Genomic DNA, 17,993 nt, shown 5'->3' with positions numbered 1-17,993 from the left:
GGCCCCGCCGGCACCGTGGCCGTGTCCACAATTCCGGCGGACGGGGTGTGTCCGTCCCGTCCGCCGGACTCCACGGACCTGACGGAAGGCGACCTCTCGATGCCCTCACCCACCGACCACACCACCGTCATCGTGGGAGCCGGTCCCGCCGGGCTGACCGCTGCCCTCGGCCTGGCCAGATACCGCCACCCCGTGACCGTCGTGGACAGCCCCCGGGCACCGCGGAACAGCGCGTCCGCCGGGGTGCACGGCCATGTCGGCCTGGACGGTGCCACGCCCGCCGAGTTCCGGGCGCGCGCCTGGCGGGAACTGTCCCGGTACGCCACCGTGCGACGGCTGGAGGCCGACGTCGAGCAGGTGCTCACCACGGCTGACGGGGGCTTCCAGGTCGTCCTCGGCGGCGAGAGCGGGGAACCCCTCCAGACGCGGACGGTGCTCCTCGCGACCGGTGTCGTCGACGAGCACCCGGCCGACGTGGACGGCTTCGCGGACTGCTGGGGCCGCAGCGTGATCCACTGCCCGTTCTGCCACGGCGAGGAGAACGCCGGGGGACGTTGGGCGACGGTCGCCGACAACGCGCAGCTCGCCGGGCTCTCCGCCGTGGCCTTCCGTGCCTGGAGCGAGGACACGGTCGCGATCTGCGAGGAGTCCATGCCCGGTCTGGAGACCGCGCGTCAGACCGCGCGCGGCATGGGCGGCGACGTCGTCACGGGCACGATCCGCCGCCTGCACCACGTCCAAGGGGCCCTGAAGGCCATCGAGTTCACCGACGGCCGCACCCTGGAGCGGGAGACGCTGGTGTGGACGCCGCGGCAGCGCCAGCACCCCTTCGTGCGGCGGACGGCCGACGCACTGGGTCTCGCGGTCGACGACGCGGGGTTCATCGGCGTCGACGACTCCCAGTGCACCGCCGTACCGGGCCTGTACGCGGCCGGGGACCTGACCAACCGCTGGAAGCAGTCGATCACGGTGGCGGCCGCGGCGGGTGCCACGGCCGCCGACGCCCTTCACATGGCGGCACTGATGGGTGCTGTGCGGCACTGAACCGGCGGCCGACTCCTACGAGGACTCACCCACGAGGATCTCCCTGTGAGGAGGTGCCTCAGGCCTGCTCAGGAGCGCGCTCCGCGGTCCCCGGCGGCGCGAAAATCACCGCGCGGGACAGCGATCCCGACGGCGGGTTGTGGTTCGGGTCGTAGGGGCCGGGCGCGAGGTCGACCTGGGCGCCCGAGTAGAAGCCCACGGTGTGGTCGTACTGGACGGTGACGGTACTGGGGAGCCCCGCCTTCCCGAGGACGGAGCCGGGGCCGAGGCCGCGGTAGCCGTGGCCGCCGTACCAGTCGTTGTTGATGGTCATGAGCCAGCCGCTGAGACTGGCCTGATAGGTGACCCGAAAGCGGGCGCTGCCCAGGCTGGACCAGAGGTAGGCGGTCTCGATAGAGCGCTCGGGAACGTCGTCGTACGCCTGCGCGCTGGCGCCCACCGTGATGTCCTGGGTGTTCGTGGACGCGTCGCCCCACTCCTTGGTGAAGTTGAAGCTCCCCTCCCTGGAGACGTCCCCGATGCCCTCGATGCCGACGCTGAAGCCGATGGTGGTGCCCACACCGATCGAGGTGCTCGACGACACGGTGTGGCTGACGCTCTCGGTTTTCAGGACCGACATGTCCGCGGAATAGGTGGCGGGATGGTCGAGTTCATTGTCCCACTCGACGTGGTACGCGATCACGGGGTTGGCGTCGACGCCCAGCCATTCGGCCTTTGTCGGGCTGAGGGTGACCGTGACGGGTGACCAACCGAAAACGTCGTACGCGTTGTCGTAGCGGTGGTCGCCCGGGTTGGGGTGAGGTTTGGTCGGATTGTGCAGGAACCATTCGTCCGGCGCCTCCCCGATGATGTTCCCGCAGGCGCGCCTGATCCTGTCGTAGTCGTCGAATCCGAAGGCCTTGCTTTCCGTGTCGGTGATCGTGTGAATCTGCTGCCCGGTCGCCGTTATCCAGCACTTACTGGGTTCTTGGCTGGCTGTTATTTGCACGTTGAAAGTGGCCACGCCTCTTCCCGATCTGTGAGTGGGGGAACGAGTCATGCCGCCATTCGTCGTCGCGGCGCCGGCGGCAGGGCGGCTCGACTGCTGGCTCCAGGAGTCTCCGGCAGTGCCGGGATTCGCCGCAATACGTGTCCTGGCCATTGTCGACCGGCCGCGCTCGGGGCGGAGTCGGGGCGCGGCCGGGGGGAAGATCATTGCGTCGCCGCCCTCGCGTGCCCCACGGACGGCCCGGTGGGGCCGGTGCCGCGCCGGGCCCGCGGCTCGTCGGTCCTCGCCGAATGACTGGTTTAACGCTGTTGTACGACAGCTCCTGATCGGAGACTCTCGGGAAAGTCAACGGCCGAGCTGGAGAGGGATCATGGGCGGCGAGGAAAAAGCAGAGAACCCCCCGGCCGAATCTGCGGCCACGGCGGACGAAACCCCGGAACCGGCGCCGGAGTCCGTGACTCCGACGGAAGGTCCTTCGGCCTCGGCGGGAAAGTCGCCGGGCGCCGCCGATGCCACGGACGAGCTCACCGACGCCGCCGATAATTTGTTCGAGCCGGAAGGCGCGGAGGAATCCGGTGCGTCGACCGATGAACGAGCGGGCGACGCAGCGACCGGACGGTCATTCGGAAAACTGACGGGAAGCCGGGACCGGCAGAGGAGGAAGAACGGGTAAGGGCGGGCGGACAAGACCGAGTTGATGCTCCGTTTTTGTGTACGCCGTGATGATCTGGGGCACGTGTGGCGGCCGACCGCTCGTGGGTGGTCGGCCGGGCGCAGCCATGTGACACCCCTGCGCCACCCTTCTCTGGAGGAAGTGGCCTGCGGGGGACGCGGCAGGTTCTTCCTGTCGATTCGCGAGCGCTGCGCCGGCGCGCCGAAATCGGAATTGCCGGAAGCGAATGCGCCGGAGGCGCCCTGGGGCAGGGCATTGGCGGCGGCTCTGGCATGGCCGCTGCAGTCGATGACCGTGGTCGTCCGGGCCGGGAACGACGGCGGCCGTCCGGGCACGCTCGACGTGCACGCGGGCCCGTGGGGCACCGGTTCCCTCTACGCCGTCGCCAAGGGCGGGGAACTGCACGCCGACTGGGACCCGAGCCGCCTCTACCCCCTGCTCGGCGGGGACTGCCTGGACCCACTGCGCGCGGCGGCGTATCTCGCCTGGTCCGACGCCCCGTACTCACGCCGCACCCTGCTGCGTGACCTGTGGCTGTTCACCGTCGGCTCACGCGGCACCTGGCCGATGGGCGACGACCCCGCGCAACCCCTGCGCGTCACCTACCCTCCGCCGGTGCGGCTGCCGCGCGTCGGCCGGGTGGCGCCGGGCGGCGACGTCCCCGACGCCTTCTGGAGGACGCTCGGGGCGTCCATGCGGCGCTGGGTCGGACCCGGCGGCGCCGCCGACGGCGACCTGGCGGCCTACGAGGTGAGCGGCGGCCTGGACTCGTCCTTGGTCGCGGCGTGTGCGGCGACCCTGACCGGCCGACCGCCGCGCACCTACGGGCTCACCATGCCGGGAGCGCAGCGGGCCGGGCAGCGGCTGCGGCGCGCGGAGCTGATCGACCGGTTCGGAGCGGTGGACACCACCCGTGAGCTCACGGCCGATCCACTGCTCGCACCGGGAGGCGCCCGCGCCCGCGCACGCGGGGTCGTCCCCTGGGAGGAGTGCTACCACGAGTCGGTCGGCGCCCTGTTCGCGACCGCCGCGGCGGACGGTGTCCGCTCCCTGTTCACCGGCTTCGGCGGCGACGAACTGTGCGCGCCGCACCCCCAAGACCTGCGCGCGCCGCACCACCGTGACCTGTGCGCGCCGCGCCCCCATGACCTGCGCGCGCCGCACCCCCACGACGATCCCCCCGTACGGGAGAACACGACCGGGGCGGGCAACACGACCGGGGCGGGCAACACGACCGAAGCGGAGAACACGACCGAGGCGGAGAACGGGCGCGCGGCCACGTCCACGCCACCGACCCCCGTCCCGCAGCACCTCTCCCGCACCGCGCAGCAACTGCTCCACGACACCCTGACCGACCAGGTGTCGGCCTTCGACCTGGCGCCGCCCGGCCACGTCGCGGAGTCCGCCCTGGAGTCGGTGACCTCCGGCTCGGCCCTCTACCTCCGGCACGGCATCTGGCCGATCCACCCGCTGTGCACGCCGGAACTCGCCCGGCTGTGCCGCCGCCTGCCCGGGAAGTGGCGGTCCGGACGCACCGTGCAGCGCGACCTGCTCACCGGTCTCGGCCTGCGGACCATCGGCCGCCCCGACGGGACGGACGACTTCTCCCCTGCCATGGTCACCGCCCTGCGCGGCCCCGCCCGCCCCCTGCTGACCGACCTGTTCGGCGCCCCCCTGCTCGCCGACACCGGTCTCGTCGACCCGCGCGTTCTCCTCTCCCGCTACCTGACGTGGGCGGACGGCGGGCCGGGGCACGAGATGGAGTTCTACTCCGCGGCGATCCTGGAGCTGACCCTGCGCTCGGTCGAAGCGAGCGGACAGGGGCACACGTCGTGACGACACCCGCCCGGCTGGCCACCTACCTGCACGAGGACCCGCTGCCCGATCCGGACGCCCCTGCCGGGCGGTCCGTCTACGGGGCGCGCGTCACCGTCGACGCCTTCTGGCCGGCCCTGCTCCGCCACGGCGCGCCGGGCCACTACTACGTCTTCCACGACCGGGCCACCGCAGCGCGCTCACGCCTGCGCGACGTCCGCACCCGACCGGGGATCGACCTCACCGTCGCCGACTTCGCCGAACTGGTACGGGACTTCGCCGGGCGCCCCTTCCGCGTCTGGCACGACTCCGACGGCGATCTGGCCACGGCGGTGAAGCTGCGCGGACGCCGTGCCGCACGCCGCTACCCGATCACCGCCACGCCGCACGTACTGAGCTATCCGGAGCTCGCGCACGAGTGGGCACTGCGACTGCTGCTCGCCGACACCGCCCCGTGCGACGCCGTGATCTGCACCAGCGAGAGCGCACGCCGGGCCGCGCGCAATCTCCTGGACGCCGTGGCGGCGAACCTCCGGACCCACCACGGTGCCGACCTGGGCTACCGCGGCCGCTTCGACGTGGTCCCGCTGGGCGTGGACACCGAAGCCCTGCGCCCCGGCGGGCGGGAGGCGGCCCGGACCGCCCTGGGCGTACCGGCCGACGCGTGCGTGCTGCTGTGGCTCGGCCGGTTCGCGTTCGACGACAAGGCCGACCTGCTGCCGCTCGTCACCACGTTCCGGCGACTCGTCGCCGACGAACAGGAACACGAACTCCTCCTGCTCCTCGCAGGCGGCGGACCGCCCCAATGGGGGAGAACGCTGCGCGACTGGGCCGCCAGGCTCGGCGTGGCGGACCGCGTGCGGGTCGTCGAACCCGTGCGCCCCGCGGACCGGCACACGTTCTACGCCGCCGCGGACATCTTCGTGTCACCGGTCGACAACGTGCAGGAGACCTTCGGCATCACCGTGATCGAAGCCATGGCGTGCGGGCTCCCCCAGGTCGTGTCCGACTGGGACGGCTACCGCGACAGCGTGGTGCACGGGGACACCGGCTTCCTCGTCCCCACCTACTGGAGCCCCACCGGCGACGAGGCCCTCGCCCGGCAGGGCCTCCACGACAGCGGGGACCTACCCGAACACCTGCTCCTCGCCCAGTCCACGGTGGTCGATCCCGAGGCGCTGCACGACGCCCTGCGCACCCTGATCCAAGACGCGGACCTGCGCGCACGGATGGCTGCCGCGTCCCGCCGCCGGGCCCTCGCCCGCTACTCCTGGGCGCGCGTGATCCGCGCGCACGAGGAACTGTGGGACGAGTTGACGGCCGTCGCCGACCGGCTTCCCGAGGCCGGGCCGAGGCGCGCGGACCACACCACGATCGACCACAAGGCGGTGTTCGCCCACTATCCGTCCCGGACGCTGGACGGCTGCACGGTGGTGACGGTGACCTCCTACGGTGCCGCTGCACTGTCCGGCGAGTTCCCCCTGCCCGCGTATGTCACCGCCGTCGGAGCGCTCCGCCTCGCCCTCCTCAGGACCGCCTTGTCCGTGGCGGCGCGGAAGGGGCCGCTGGCCCTCGGCCGACTCGCCGAACTCGTGGGCGAGCACACCGAAGAACCGGCCGCCCGCGTCACCGACCACCTGTTCTGGCTGCTCAAACAAGCCATGCTCCGGCCGCGGGACGACTGACCGACGGCCTCCGCGTCGATGACAGAAGTCCGCAAGAGACCGGAGCCGCGTACGGCGGCGAAGCAATCATGGGGCACATGACTGAACCTGCCGGCCCGTCCGACGGAACCAACGTGATGACCGAGGTCTTCGACGCCGTCTACCGGGGCGAGAGCCCGTTCGGCAAGCGGCCCCCCTGGGACATCGGGACGCCCCAGCCCGCCTTCGTCGCCCTGGAGGAAGCGGGGCGCATCACGGGCGCCGTGCTCGACGCGGGGTGCGGCACCGGCGAGGACGCCCTCCATCTGGCGGGCAAGGGCTACGCCGTCACGGGGCTCGACCTGTCGCCGACGGCGATCGCCCTCGCCCGCGACAAGGCCGGGGAACGCGGACTCGACGCGGTCTTCGAGGTCGCCGACGCCCTCGAACTCACCGGATGGGAAGGCCGCTTCGACACCGTCCTCGACTCCGGTCTCGCCCATACCTTCGAGGCCGGACGGCTGCGGGTCTACGCCGCGGCCCTGCACCGGGTCTGTCGCCCGGGGGCGGTCGCGCACATCCTGTCCATCAGCGACCAGGGTGCCGCCCGGATGCAGGCGCGGCTCGCCGAGGCCATCGAGGAGATACCGGCGCAGCTGCCCGACGACGACGCGGCGGCGCCCGACCTGGAGCGCTCCTCCGGCCATCTGCGCAGCGGCTTCGCCGACGGCTGGACGGTCGAGTCCCTCACCGAGACCCGGATGCGGGGCATCGTCCCGGCCACGTCCGAGCTGCTCGACCTGCACGCCTGGCTCGGCAGCTTCCGCCGCGACTGACCCGGACGCGCACGCCGTCCCGGCTCCGGCGAACTCTCCCACGAACACGTCCGCTACGGCTCCCGCGGAGGCGAGGAACGATGAAGGTGCGAGTAGGCAAGTGGCTGCGGACCCTCGCGTCCTCACCGGCCGGCCGGGTGGGCGGACGCGGAGGACCACCGACGGGAGCCCTGCCTGCCGGGCGCCTGGCGCAGCGTGTCCTGCCGGCCGGCCTCCTGTCCGAGGCAGCTGTGGAGGGAGCTCTGAAGCGAGCCCTGCCGAAGGCCGTCCCGCCGACGCCGTCCCGTTGGAGCGGCGCCACCCGCACCGCCTTCCGGTTCGGCTGCGTCTACGCCGGGATCTACTGCCTGACGACCCCGCAGATCTATCTCGCCCTGCGCGGCGGCGGCATGGGGCGGCTCCAGGAGGCCGCAGACGCGTGGGCGAAGCGGTGGGCGTTCCGCCCCGCGCGGCGATGGATGGCCACCCATGTCCTCGACCGGGAACTGGGCGCGGACCGCTTCGACGGCGGCGACGACCCGTACACCTGGTCGGGGCAGCTCTGCTGGCTCGCGGCAGCCGCCGCGGTCACCCCGGTCTGGTCCGCGCTCGACCGCGGCCGGCCGGATCACGCGGCCCTGGACAGGTGGTTCCGCCTGGCCGTGCGCTTCTGCCTCGCCGGGCAGATGTTCTCCTACGGCGCCGCCAAGGCCGTACCGCTCCAGTTCCAGCTGCCGCCGTCCAAGCTCGTCCAGCCGCTCGGCGACCTCAGCCCGATGAGCCTGCTGTGGGCGCAGACGGGCTTCTCCAAGCCGTACCAGATCCTGCTCGGCTGCGCGGAGATCACCGGCGGGCTGCTGCTCGTCGTACCGCGGACGGCGGCGCTCGGCGCGCTGCTCTCGGCGGTGGAGATGACGCAGGTGGTCATCCTCAACATGACCTTCGACGTGCCCGTGAAGGCGCACTCCCTCAACCTGCTCCTGCTCAGCCTGCTGCTCCTCGCCCCCGATGCGGCCCGCCTGGCCGGGGCCCTGACGTCCGGCCGCGCCCTCCCGCAGGCCGTGAGCCGGGACCTGTTCCGCTCCCGCCGCGCGAACCAGGCGGCAGCCGCCCTCCAGATCGGCGCGGGACTCTGGCTGCTCGGCGCGCAACTGCGCAACGACTGGCGGTTCCACAAGACGTACGGTGGCGGACAGGAGAAGCCCGAGCTGTACGGCCTGTGGGAGGTCGAGGACTTCTCGGCCGACGGCGAGCAGCACCCGCCTCTGACGACGGACGCCCGGCGCTGGCGCCGCGTCGTCGTGGACTCCGCGAGCGCCGTGACCATCCAGTACATGGACGACTCGCTGGACACCTGCATGGCGGTGATCGACATGGACGCGGGCTCGATCGCGCTGACCAGGATGACCGACCCGTCGTGGCAGGCCGTCCTCACCTTCCAGCGCCCCGCGGCCGACCGCCTGACGGTGGAGGCCAAGGCCGACGGCTCGGACCTGCGGCTGCGCCTGCGCCGCCGCGACCTCGCCACGGTCCCCCTGGTCAGCCGCGGGTTCCACTGGGTGCAGGACACCTCGTACCTGCGCTAGCGGGGCCGGCGGCCCGGTGCCGGGAGGAGCACCCCCGGCACCGGGACGGACGCCTAGCGCGCCGCGGCGGCCCGGTGCTTCTCCGCGGCCAGGGGCTTCGGCAGGGTGCAGCCCGGCCGGTTCAGGTCGATGTTGTTGCCGGCGCCTATGCACGGGACGAGCGTGTAGGTCTGCTGGGCGTACCCGATGCTGCGGCGGACGGTGACGTTGCCGTTCTGGTCGACCTCACAGGGGTTGTTGTCGGTGCAGCGCTGGCCGCTCTCGTTGATGGTGTTGTTGACCGCGACGACCTTGCCGGTCGCGTCGTCGATGACGGGCGAGCCGGAGGTGCCGCCGATGACCTGGCAGGGCGAGGTGTAGCGGACGGAGTCCTTCCAGGTCCAGCGGCCCTCCTTGAGCTGGTACGCGAAGCCGTCGATGCTGCACTTGTACATGCGCTTCCAGTAGCCGGACGCGACCGTGATGGCGCGGCCCGCCTGCGGGTGCGCGGCGTCCAGGTCGAGCGCCTTGATGCCGTAGCGGGTCTCGATGTCCTTGTAGGTGCTGGTGAGCCGGTACAGGGAGGCGTCGGTGTCCGTCATCGTGCCGTACGCGATCTTGCTGGCGCGTACGGTGCCCGCGTTGCCGCCGCTCGCGTTGAGGAGGGTGAAGCTGCGGGTCGAGGGACGGTCGACGATGACCTGGCCGGGGCCGGGGAACCCGGTCTCCAGGCAGTGGCCGTTGGACAGGACGAGCGCGGGATCGGTGGGCTGCGACGAGGGCGCGCGCACGACGGAACCGGAACAGTTGCTGAGCGCCACGGTACCGGCGTAGGTCACGGCTTTGGCCTTGACCTTCGCCTCGGCCGGAATCGCCGCCCGCTGTCCGGATCCGGGCGCTTCGTTGCTGACGGCGGTCGCTGGCAGCGCCGTCGCGCCGAGGAGCAGCGCGGTGAGGCCGGCAGCGACGAGAGGCTTGTTCATGGGGGACCCCTCTGATGACTGTGTGACCGAAGGTCTTTCGGTATTGTCATGTGCATTGTTGAGGTAGGTCCGCGGCAAGGACAAGGCCGTCTACGGTCAAGTACGGCTTGAACACGCCTGCTCCCCGGGGGCGGCAGGAACTGCGACGCGGCCGGAACTCCGACGCGGCGGGAACCACGACACGGCCGGAACCACGACGCGGCCCGTGCGCCCGCGCGCCCCGTACTCCGATGCACTCCGCTGTACTCCGACGGCGGGTCCCGGACGAATGAATTCCGCCCTGACCGGGTGAGGGGCCCGCACCCGTGGTACCCGCACCATGCGGACCACCGGACCCGCTGGTCCACGCGCAGGACGACAAGGACGACAAGGAGGACAGATGGCTCGGCACGTACGGGACGTCATGACCGGCCACCCCACCGCGGTGGAGCCCGACACCCCGGTGCACCAGGTCGCCACGGCGATGCGGGACGAGGGCATCGGCGCGGTCCTGGTGACCGAGGACGGCAGGCTGCGGGGCCTGGTCACCGACCGGGACCTGACCGTGCGCATCCTCGCCGACGGCGGCGACGTGTCCCGCCGTACGGTGGTGGAGGCCTGCACGGGCGAGCCAGTCACCGTCGGCCCCGACGACGACGTCGACGAGGCGCTGCGCCTCATGCGGGCCCAGGCGCTGCGGCGGCTTCCGGTCGTCGACAACGGCAAGCCGGTCGGCATCGTCGCCCTGGGCGATCTGGCGGTCGCGCGCGACCCCGAGTCCGCGCTCGGCCGGATCAGCGCCGCCGACCCCAACGCCTGAGGTTCCCGGAGGCGCCGGTCCCGGCGCCTCCGGACACCCCCGTGACCCGCCACGCACGGCCGTGCGACCCCCGTGCGCTCGGCCGTCCGCGGCGCAGTGTGCTCAGGCGGTGCTGCGGTGTGCTCAGGCGGTGGTGCGGAAGGGACCTGTCACCTCGTAGGTGATGCCGCCGGACGACGAGCCGGACGTGCCCCGCTGGCTGGAGAAGTACAGTCGCCTGCCGTCGGGGGAGAACGCCGGGCCGGTGATCTCGGAACTGGACTGACCGGTGACGCGCAGGAAGGGAGCGACCGTGTCGGCGGGCGTGATCAGGCAGATCTCCATGTTGCCGCCGTCCTCGGCGACGAACAGGTCGCCGGAGGAACTGCCGGTGACGTTGTCGACGCCGGTCAGGGGCGCGGTGCCGTTGGTGACGAGGCTGTCGTCGTAGGCCAGTTCGTAGGTGCTGTTGGCCAGGTTGAGCTGCCAGACGCGGTTGTCGCCCTTGGTGGTGAACCAGACGGTGTCGCTCGCGTAGTGGCAGCCCTCGCCGCCGTTGAAGATCTTGGCGCCGGAGACCTGGTCGCGGGTGGCGGTGGGGGAGCCGTCGGGGTCGGGCACGTTGGTCCAGGTGAAGGAGCCGGAGGTGGCGGTGGACGCGACCAGCACCTGGAGGGTGCCGGCCGACAGGTTGCCCCATGTGGCGGGCACGAACCGGTAGAAGCAGCCGTCGGACTCGTCCTCGGTGAGGTAGATCGCCTTGCGCACCGGGTCGGCGGCGGCCGCCTCGTGCTTGAACTGGCCCATCGCGCTGCGGCGGACGGCGGCCGTCGCGCCCCACGGGTCGGTCTCGTAGACGTAGCCGCGGCTGACCTCCTCGCAGGAGAGCCAGGTGTTCCACGGGGTGGCGCCGCCCGCGCAGTTGTTCCGGGTGTTGGACAGGATGCGGTAGGCCCCCGTGACGGAACCCGAGGAGTTGAACTTGACGGCGCTCGCCCCTCCGCTGGTGGCGATCTCGGAGTTGGAGACGTATATCCAGCCGTTCCCGTCGGCGAAGCAGGCGCCGCCGTCAGGCGCGCCGTGCCAGGTGTACGAGGTACCGGGCACCGTCTGGCTGGATCGGGCGATGACACGGCTGCTGAAGCCGGACGGCAGCATGATGCCGTTGGCGTCGGCGGCCAGCAGACCACCGTAGGGACCGGGACCGTTCTGGGCCGGGGCCGCGTAGGCGGCACCCTGCATGAGAGTGCCGCCGAAGACAGCGGCGGACGTGCCGAGAGCCGCGCCACGCAGGAAGTTGCGACGTTCCACTGGTACTCCTTCACCGAAGAGCGAACGATGAGTTGCTGAGCGTCGCCGACTGGTCACAGGGACCGTAGGGGGCGCGGCCGGTGCCGGAGCAGGGACCGGGAGACCAACAGTTCTCGGCCAAACGGTGGCCGCCTTCGGTGCAGAATCCTTCAGTCCGGGGGCAAGTGAACGGTCCGGAAAGCCCGGCTGAAGAAGTGTGGGAGATTTCGCCGGGCGGGGACGGCCGCGGAGCGCGCACACTGGACGCGCGGAAGTCGGCCGCGCACGAAGGAGCGGCCGCTAGGCTGGGCCCGAGCACCACCCCGGACTGTGCGTTGCTCACTCCCGGCGGCGGTCCGAAGGCGTCCCCCGAGGCCGAACTGATCACCATGCGCGTCCCCCACTCGTGCGCGAGCAGGACACCGGCCGCGTGGGAGAGCCAGGCACCGGACTTCGCCGCGCGGGTGAAGGAGGTGGCCGAACTCCTGCGGCAGCTGCGGCTCGTGTACGAGCCGGTCCGGGTACGCGTCCACGCGACCGCTCAGGCGCTGAGCACCACCGCGGGGCCGGGCCCCGAGCCGGCGTTCGTCGAGACGGTGCTCGCGTACTTCCCCACCGGGGAACTGCGGGCCGACGAGGGCGACGAGCAGCATCCGTGGCGCACCTCCGGCACGGAGATGCTCGATCACCTCTACCGCGCCCTGGACGGCGAACTGGACCAGGAACTGGCCTCCTTGGTGACGGAGACCCTGGCCCTGCACCGCAAGCGCTGGCTGGCGGTCTGCCGCTCCTACGCGGCACTGCAACTGCAGCGCTGGGGAGCGGGCGGATGAGTCCGCGGCGGCCCTCGACGCCGTCGCCCTCGGCAGGGATTCCGCGCACGGCGGTCCGACCGCGCGCCTCAACCACCGCGCGGAGCTGTGGGCGGCCGCGGGGCGACCGGAGGACCCCCTGGTCGGACTGTGCCTGACAGCCGCTCGACGCCGCGTGGACGGCGCCGGTCGCGCCACGGTGACGGCCGCCGCCCGCGAACTGGTGGAGCACAGCAGGCTCCGGGAGGGGGAACGCCCGGTCACAGTCCGCACGACGCCTCACCGCGTCACAACCCGCACGGTGCCTTCCCGCGTCCTTTGTTCGTGTCCCACCCGTCGGTGTGCCCCCCGGCCTGTGCCCAGGCGTGGTACGGCAGTCCCGCCGTCCCGAGGAGATGATCGTGCCCGAGTTCCCCCGCACCCGAGCCGAACTGCTGCGGCCGGACGGCGCCCGTCTGGTGCTCCACCTGCACGGACCGAGCAACCCCGACCTGGTGGTCGTGCTGGCCCACGGCTGGCAGGCCACCGCCGCCATCTGGGACAAGACCGTCGAGCACTTCGCCCGCCCCGGCACCCTCGTCGTCCGCTACGACCAGCGCGGACACGGCCACTCCAGCACCGGCACGTCCCGGCCGGAGATGGCACTCCTGGCCGACGACCTCGCCGCCGTCGTCGCCGCCACCGCGCCCGGCGACGTGCCGGTCGTCCTCGTGGGCCACTCCATGGGCGGGGCGGCCGTCATGACCCTGGCCGTCGGCCGGCCCGCCCTCATCGGGGACAAGGTCAAGGCGGCCCTGCTCGTGTCGACCAGCGCCGGCGGACTCGACCTCGCCGCCGCCGCGCACCCGCCACGGACACGCATGATCGGCCTGCTCCGCCACGCCATGGCGGCCCTGTGCATCCGCGCGCCCCGCACGGCGCACCGCCTGCACAACCTCTGGCAGCCGCGCCTCGACACCCAGCCGCCCATCGACGTCGCCGCCCACTGGTTCAAGGCCCTCATGCGGCACGACGTGCGGCGGCACCTGGACGTCCTGCGGCGGATCCCCGTACACATCATGGTGGGCGAGGACGACCCGACCATCCCGCCGGAGCACTCCCACCGCCTGCTCGCGGCAGTCCCCACCGCCCGGCTCCACGTCGTGCCCCGCGGCTGCCACCGCCTGCCCACACGCCACGCGTCGAAAGTCGTCACCGCGCTGGAACACACCTGTGCCGACGCCACCCGCCGGACCGACGACCCGCCGCGCGAGCAGGAAGTCATGGCGGGGCAGTCGTGACGGGCTCCGCCGAATCCCTGCGACACATGTGACCGAAACATTACCCTCGGAGCCCGAGCGATCGCCGCGCGTCAAGGGCCGAGCGGGATCGCCGCGCGCCAAGGGGGGAGCACACCGGATGGTGAGTCATGGGGATCCGCAGGGCGGGGACGACACCACGTACAAAGTGACGGTGCGGAACGTCACCGGACACACCACCGTCGGCCGGAACAACCGGGTCGTCGGCAACATCGGCACCACGACCGAAGCCGCGAGCGAGGTCACCGACGTCCAACTGGAGGCATTGAGACGTGAGTTCGCCGGTGTCCGGGAGCTGATCGAGAACCTCGACGGCGTGGGCGAGCGCGAGAAGGGCGCCGCCGTGGACCGCCTGGAGGAACTCGAGGCGGCCGTCACGGACGACGAGCCGGACGTCCGGACCATGGGCAGGGTGCGGGCCTGGTTCGCGGAGAAGCTGCCCGACATGCTGGACACCGTCACGGGCCTGCTGCTGCACCCGACGATCGCGCTCCTGGCGACGGCGGCGGGCGACGAGGTCGCCGCCGGATTCGGCGGCCTCCTCGAGAGCTTCGGCGCTTCCTCCACCTCCGGCGAGGGCTGATGCCCGGACCGCTGACGTCCGTGGAGATCAGCGACGTCCGGGGCAACGTCACCATCGGCGACAACAACATCGTCGTCTCGGGAGACCGTTCGTACGTCCACGTGGTCAACGCCGCCGAGCGGCCCGCCCCGGCCGTACGCGACGACATGACGCTGCTGCCCCGGCGCCCGCGCACGGCCGTGGGACGGGACCGTGACGTCGAGGAGATCGTCCAAGGGCTCGCCGACCACGACGCCTGGCAGGTGCACGGGCCGCCCGGCATCGGAAAGAGCACCCTGCTGCGCCTGACCGCCCACCGCCTCGCCGAGGCGGGCCGGCCGGTGCTGTTCGTGGACGCGGCGGGCCGTGACACCGGCGACGTCCTCCAGGACGTCTTCGAGGCCTGCTACGACGCTCCCGGCTACCGTCCCGCACCCACGGAACTGCGCCGCCTCATGGCCGGTGTCGCCGCGGACGTCGTCCTGGACGACCTGGAGGCGGCGACAGCCGATCTGGACGGCGTGCTCGACGCGCTGCCGTCCTCCGTGCTCCTGTTCGCGAGCGGGCGGCGCACGCTGCTGGGCAGGGGACGGGCCCTGGCACTCGGCGGCCTCGGCCACCAGGACGCGGTGGAGCTGATGTCGCGCAGCCTCGGGCGTCCCTTGACGACGGCCGAGGAACCCGTCGCCGAGGAACTGTGGCGGGCCACGGCGGGCGCCCCGCTGCCGCTCCTGCGAGCGGCGGCGTCGGATCGGCTCGCCGCCGCCGCCGAACTCGACGGGCTGCTGCCGCACCTCCTCGCGGCACTGGCGGGTGCCGAGCGCGACGTCGTCGAGATCCTCGCCGTCGCCCGCGACGGCGGGGTGAGCACCCGGCTCCTGACGGTCCTGCTCGGCGGGGTCACCGGACTCGCCGCGGTGTGCGACCGCCTCGCAGCCCGCGGCCTGGTCGTGGCCACCGAGCACGGTCACCGTCTCGCGCCGGAGATCGGCGGCCGGCTGCTCGCGGAGCTCCAGCCCGGCGCCGCCGCCCTCGCGATGCTCGCCGGGCGGCTGACGCAGTGGGTTTCGGCGACGGGCACGCAGCCGGCCGCCGTGGCCCGGGACGCCGCGCTGCTCACCGCGGCGATCGACGCGGCCTCCGCGGCAGGGCGTCCGCAGGAGGCCGCACACCTGGCGAAGGCGGCGTCCCCCGCCCTCGCCTGTTCGCTGCGCACCGGAGCCTGGGGGCAGGTCCTGGAGCGCGGTGTCGATGCCGCCGACCGCGCGGGCCTGCGGGACGTCGCGGCCTATCTGACGCACGAGGACGGCGTACGCAAACTGGTCACCGGCAAGCGGCTGCTCGCGGGCGCCGCCTTCGCCGCGGCCGCCGCCTACTGGCGTGAGCTCGGCAGCACGGAGCACGCGGCCGCCGCGGACGACGCGGCGCGCGCCTGCGGCGGCGACCCCGCGAGCGGAGGCGACACCACGGCAGGAGGGGACGCCGCCGGCGACGGGGGCGCGGACGCCTCCTCCGACCTCGGGACACAGCCCGACCTCACCGACCCCGGTGCCTACGGGACGGACCCCGGCGCCGGCGCCCTGGCCTCCGGAGGGCAGGGCGCCGCCGACCCGGGCTCCGCCGCGGACCTAGGGCACGAGATGACGTCCCAACTGGTCTCCTCGGGCCCGCCGTTCGACCCCGGGTCGATGGCGGCGGCGGCGAAGGGCGGTGCGGCGGCCAAGACGGGCGTGGCTGCCAAGACAGGCATGGCCATGTCCGCCAAGGTGGTCATCGGCGGGGGCCTCGCCGCGACGGTCACCGCGGGCGGAGTCGTCCTCAGCCAGCAGGCGGGCGCGGACACCGTCCCGGTCAGGGTGACCGTGGCGACCCGGGTCCTCGAAGCGCGGATGCCCGGCGAGGCCGACGGCCGTTGCGTGGTGAGGAGCGGGGCGACGGACTGCACCAGGGTCGTCAGGTCCAAGAAGGGCGAGTCGGGACCGGTCTCCGTCGACCCTGCCCAGCCCCTGCCCGCGGGCGTCAGCATCGTGTACTGGGGCTGCGACGAGGGCCCGCAGGCGACCACCTGCTCGATCACCGCCGACGGCGAGCGGCAGGTGTGCGCCACCACGACCAGCCCCGATGACGAAGCCGCCCGAAGACGGTGTGCCGAGCTCACGGGCTCGCCCGCCCCCACCGTCGCGTTCCGTCCGCTGGCCTGGACGACGAAGACCGACATCAAGTTCCTCGCCGAGGCGGGCGGCCGGCCGGAGGTCCTCGCGTCCCTGGGCGGACAGCGGCGGCCGGGCCACGTCGTGTGGTCCGAGGACGCCACCAAGGTGGCATGGACGGAGGTGAACACAGCTCCCTCGGACGAGCCCTCGGACGACACGACGGTGAGGCTGCGCGACCTCAAGTCCGGGAACGTGCGGTCGTGGACGTGCTTCTCGTGCACGATCGCCTTCGTGGACGGGGAACTCGTCTCGGGAGGCCTCGACATCCGGCACTATCCCGCCGACGGCGGGGAGCCCAAGAACAGGGACCTGCCCGAGGTCCCGGACGGCCCGGCGCACGACGGGCCGCCCAACACCAGGCTCGTCTCCTCCTGGAACGGCTCGCGCCTGCGTACCTACCTCGTGGCCCGGGTGGGAACAGTCGGGGAGCGGACTTCTCTGTTCGCGCTCGAATCGCCCACCCGGGCCCGGCAGATCAAGGAGCTCCCGCAGCTCGGCTACGAGGGCGGTGTGTGGGCCGTGGACCCGGACGGCAGGAGTGCCGTCATCGACCCGCCCAACGGGCAGGCCCCGTACGGTTCGTGCGGGGAGGCGAGCCACCCCATGGCAGGTCTGGACATTGCCTCCCGGGCCCAACATCGGCTGAACGGCCCCGGAGTCGGCTGGCGGGTCCACGATACGTGGTTCGGCCCCGACGGCACGGCCCATGTGGTCTACCGGGCGGAGCAGCGCACGAGCGGGACGGCGGCATGCTCCGTCGACACCGGCCGCGCACCGGTCCACTACACCCTCGCACCGGGAGCGCGGTCCTGGAAACGGGCGGGTGAGGAACCGGCGCGCGTGCTGGCCGCCGCCGGAGACGAGCAGATCAGCCGGGTGGCCGAGGGAGGCGTGTTCAAGCTGGTCGTCGGCAAGGGAGGCGGACAAGGAGGCACGGCGGGCAGACAACGCACGCTCGACACCGCGGTCGACGGCGTCTACCCGTCCTCGGCCGTGGCGCCCTCCTCCTGATCCCCGGGGCGGCGAGGGGCGTCGAGCCGGACGAACGGGATGGACCGCGCCGCCTCCCGGAACGACTCCTCGCTGCCGTCGGTGGGGAGTGCGGTGAAGACGCCGAGCACGTGTGACACCACCGGGTGCCGGGACTCGTAGCGCGCCATGATGTCGGCGCCCTCGTCGGGGGACAGGAAACGCGCGGTCACGGGATGGCGGCGACGGCCGACCTGGATGACCGTGTGCGGCTCCCGGCGCAGGTTGCGGTACCACTGCGACCCTGGGCCGAAGCCGGACGCCACGGTCCAGCTGGAGCCACAGGAGTCGTGGGCGACCACTTCGAGCACCACCTGGCGGCGCCTGCCGCTCACCCGTCCGACGTGCTCCAGCAGGAGCAGCCGCCTGCCGAAGGCCGGCCCGAGGCCCGCACGGAAGAGGTGGACCGGCAGCCGTGCCAGGGCACGGCGCCACCCCGTGAGCGGCCGGGACACCTGAGGCGTGCCGTCGTGGTCCACCATCGT

At 72.5% G+C, this 17,993-nt stretch carries 15 protein-coding genes; 11 read left to right on the top strand and 4 right to left on the bottom strand.

Annotated features, from left to right (window positions below; genetic code table 11):
* Window positions 1–99: 99 nt before the first annotated feature.
* Window positions 100–1,044 (top strand): NAD(P)/FAD-dependent oxidoreductase, encoded by a 945-nt coding sequence (locus GPA10_RS31835; protein WP_157168492.1) that lies wholly within the window; start codon window positions 100–102, stop codon window positions 1,042–1,044.
* Between the two features lie 58 nt (window positions 1,045–1,102).
* Here GPA10_RS31835 and GPA10_RS31830 read toward each other — a convergent pair whose 3' ends face one another.
* Complete coding sequence (locus tag GPA10_RS31830; RefSeq protein ID WP_157168491.1) at window positions 1,103–2,047, bottom strand: hypothetical protein; 945 nt, start codon at window positions 2,045–2,047, stop codon at window positions 1,103–1,105.
* Window positions 2,048–2,402: 355 nt separating this feature from the next.
* Between GPA10_RS31830 and GPA10_RS31825 the strand changes: the two genes are divergently transcribed.
* The 5 genes from GPA10_RS31825 (at window position 2,403) to GPA10_RS31805 (ending at window position 8,564) form a co-directional block, all read left to right on the top strand.
* Window positions 2,403–2,705 carry a hypothetical protein gene (locus GPA10_RS31825; RefSeq protein WP_157168490.1) on the top strand — a complete coding sequence of 101 codons (303 nt, stop codon included), beginning with the start codon at window positions 2,403–2,405 and terminating at the stop codon, window positions 2,703–2,705.
* 288 nt (window positions 2,706–2,993) lie between these two features.
* Window positions 2,994–4,541, top strand: coding sequence for an asparagine synthase-related protein (locus tag GPA10_RS31820; protein WP_157168489.1), 1,548 nt, complete (start codon window positions 2,994–2,996; stop codon window positions 4,539–4,541).
* Window positions 4,538–6,205 carry a glycosyltransferase gene (locus GPA10_RS43855; RefSeq protein WP_157168488.1) on the top strand — a complete coding sequence of 556 codons (1,668 nt, stop codon included), beginning with the start codon at window positions 4,538–4,540 and terminating at the stop codon, window positions 6,203–6,205. Before GPA10_RS31820 ends, GPA10_RS43855 begins: the two co-directional genes overlap by 4 nt.
* Window positions 6,206–6,282: 77 nt before the next feature.
* Window positions 6,283–6,999 (top strand): class I SAM-dependent methyltransferase, encoded by a 717-nt coding sequence (locus GPA10_RS31810; RefSeq protein WP_157168487.1) that lies wholly within the window; start codon window positions 6,283–6,285, stop codon window positions 6,997–6,999.
* 80 nt (window positions 7,000–7,079) lie between these two features.
* On the top strand, window positions 7,080–8,564 hold the full coding sequence (locus GPA10_RS31805) for a DoxX family protein (protein WP_157168486.1): 1,485 nt from the start codon (window positions 7,080–7,082) through the stop codon (window positions 8,562–8,564).
* Window positions 8,565–8,617: 53 nt separating this feature from the next.
* On the opposite strand, the gene GPA10_RS31800 is transcribed toward GPA10_RS31805, so the two are convergent.
* Window positions 8,618–9,526: a S1 family peptidase gene (locus GPA10_RS31800; RefSeq protein WP_058846523.1), complete on the bottom strand. Its 909-nt coding sequence runs from the start codon at window positions 9,524–9,526 to the stop codon at window positions 8,618–8,620.
* Between the two features lie 379 nt (window positions 9,527–9,905).
* Here GPA10_RS31800 and GPA10_RS31795 point away from each other — a divergent pair, with 379 nt between their 5' ends.
* Window positions 9,906–10,325: a CBS domain-containing protein gene (locus GPA10_RS31795; protein ID WP_058846524.1), complete on the top strand. Its 420-nt coding sequence runs from the start codon at window positions 9,906–9,908 to the stop codon at window positions 10,323–10,325.
* Window positions 10,326–10,448: 123 nt separating this feature from the next.
* Here the strand turns inward: GPA10_RS31795 and GPA10_RS31790 are convergent, their stop codons facing one another.
* Window positions 10,449–11,615 carry an alkaline phosphatase PhoX gene (locus tag GPA10_RS31790; protein ID WP_343041551.1) on the bottom strand — a complete coding sequence of 389 codons (1,167 nt, stop codon included), beginning with the start codon at window positions 11,613–11,615 and terminating at the stop codon, window positions 10,449–10,451.
* Window positions 11,616–11,929: 314 nt separating this feature from the next.
* Between GPA10_RS31790 and GPA10_RS31785 the strand changes: the two genes are divergently transcribed.
* From GPA10_RS31785 to GPA10_RS31770, 4 genes are all read left to right on the top strand, one after another.
* On the top strand, window positions 11,930–12,427 hold the full coding sequence (locus GPA10_RS31785) for a hypothetical protein (RefSeq protein WP_157168485.1): 498 nt from the start codon (window positions 11,930–11,932) through the stop codon (window positions 12,425–12,427).
* Between the two features lie 380 nt (window positions 12,428–12,807).
* The gene (locus GPA10_RS31780) at window positions 12,808–13,686 is read left to right on the top strand and encodes an alpha/beta fold hydrolase (RefSeq protein ID WP_157168484.1); all 879 of its coding nucleotides are present in this window, start codon (window positions 12,808–12,810) and stop codon (window positions 13,684–13,686) included.
* Between the two features lie 118 nt (window positions 13,687–13,804).
* Window positions 13,805–14,287 (top strand): hypothetical protein, encoded by a 483-nt coding sequence (locus tag GPA10_RS31775; protein ID WP_157168483.1) that lies wholly within the window; start codon window positions 13,805–13,807, stop codon window positions 14,285–14,287.
* Window positions 14,287–17,490 carry an ATP-binding protein gene (locus GPA10_RS31770; protein ID WP_157168482.1) on the top strand — a complete coding sequence of 1,068 codons (3,204 nt, stop codon included), beginning with the start codon at window positions 14,287–14,289 and terminating at the stop codon, window positions 17,488–17,490. The genes GPA10_RS31775 and GPA10_RS31770 overlap by 1 nt, the downstream gene beginning before the upstream one ends.
* Here GPA10_RS31770 and GPA10_RS31765 read toward each other — a convergent pair.
* Window positions 17,457–17,990 carry a nitroreductase family deazaflavin-dependent oxidoreductase gene (locus GPA10_RS31765; protein WP_157168539.1) on the bottom strand — a complete coding sequence of 178 codons (534 nt, stop codon included), beginning with the start codon at window positions 17,988–17,990 and terminating at the stop codon, window positions 17,457–17,459. The genes GPA10_RS31770 and GPA10_RS31765 overlap by 34 nt on opposite strands.
* Window positions 17,991–17,993: the final 3 nt, after the last annotated feature.

Source organism: Streptomyces typhae (genome assembly GCF_009755605.1).
GTDB lineage: Bacteria > Actinomycetota > Actinomycetes > Streptomycetales > Streptomycetaceae > Streptomyces > Streptomyces typhae.
Note: the sequence above shows the minus strand (reverse complement) of the source record. Positions and strands in the feature narration are given on the sequence as shown.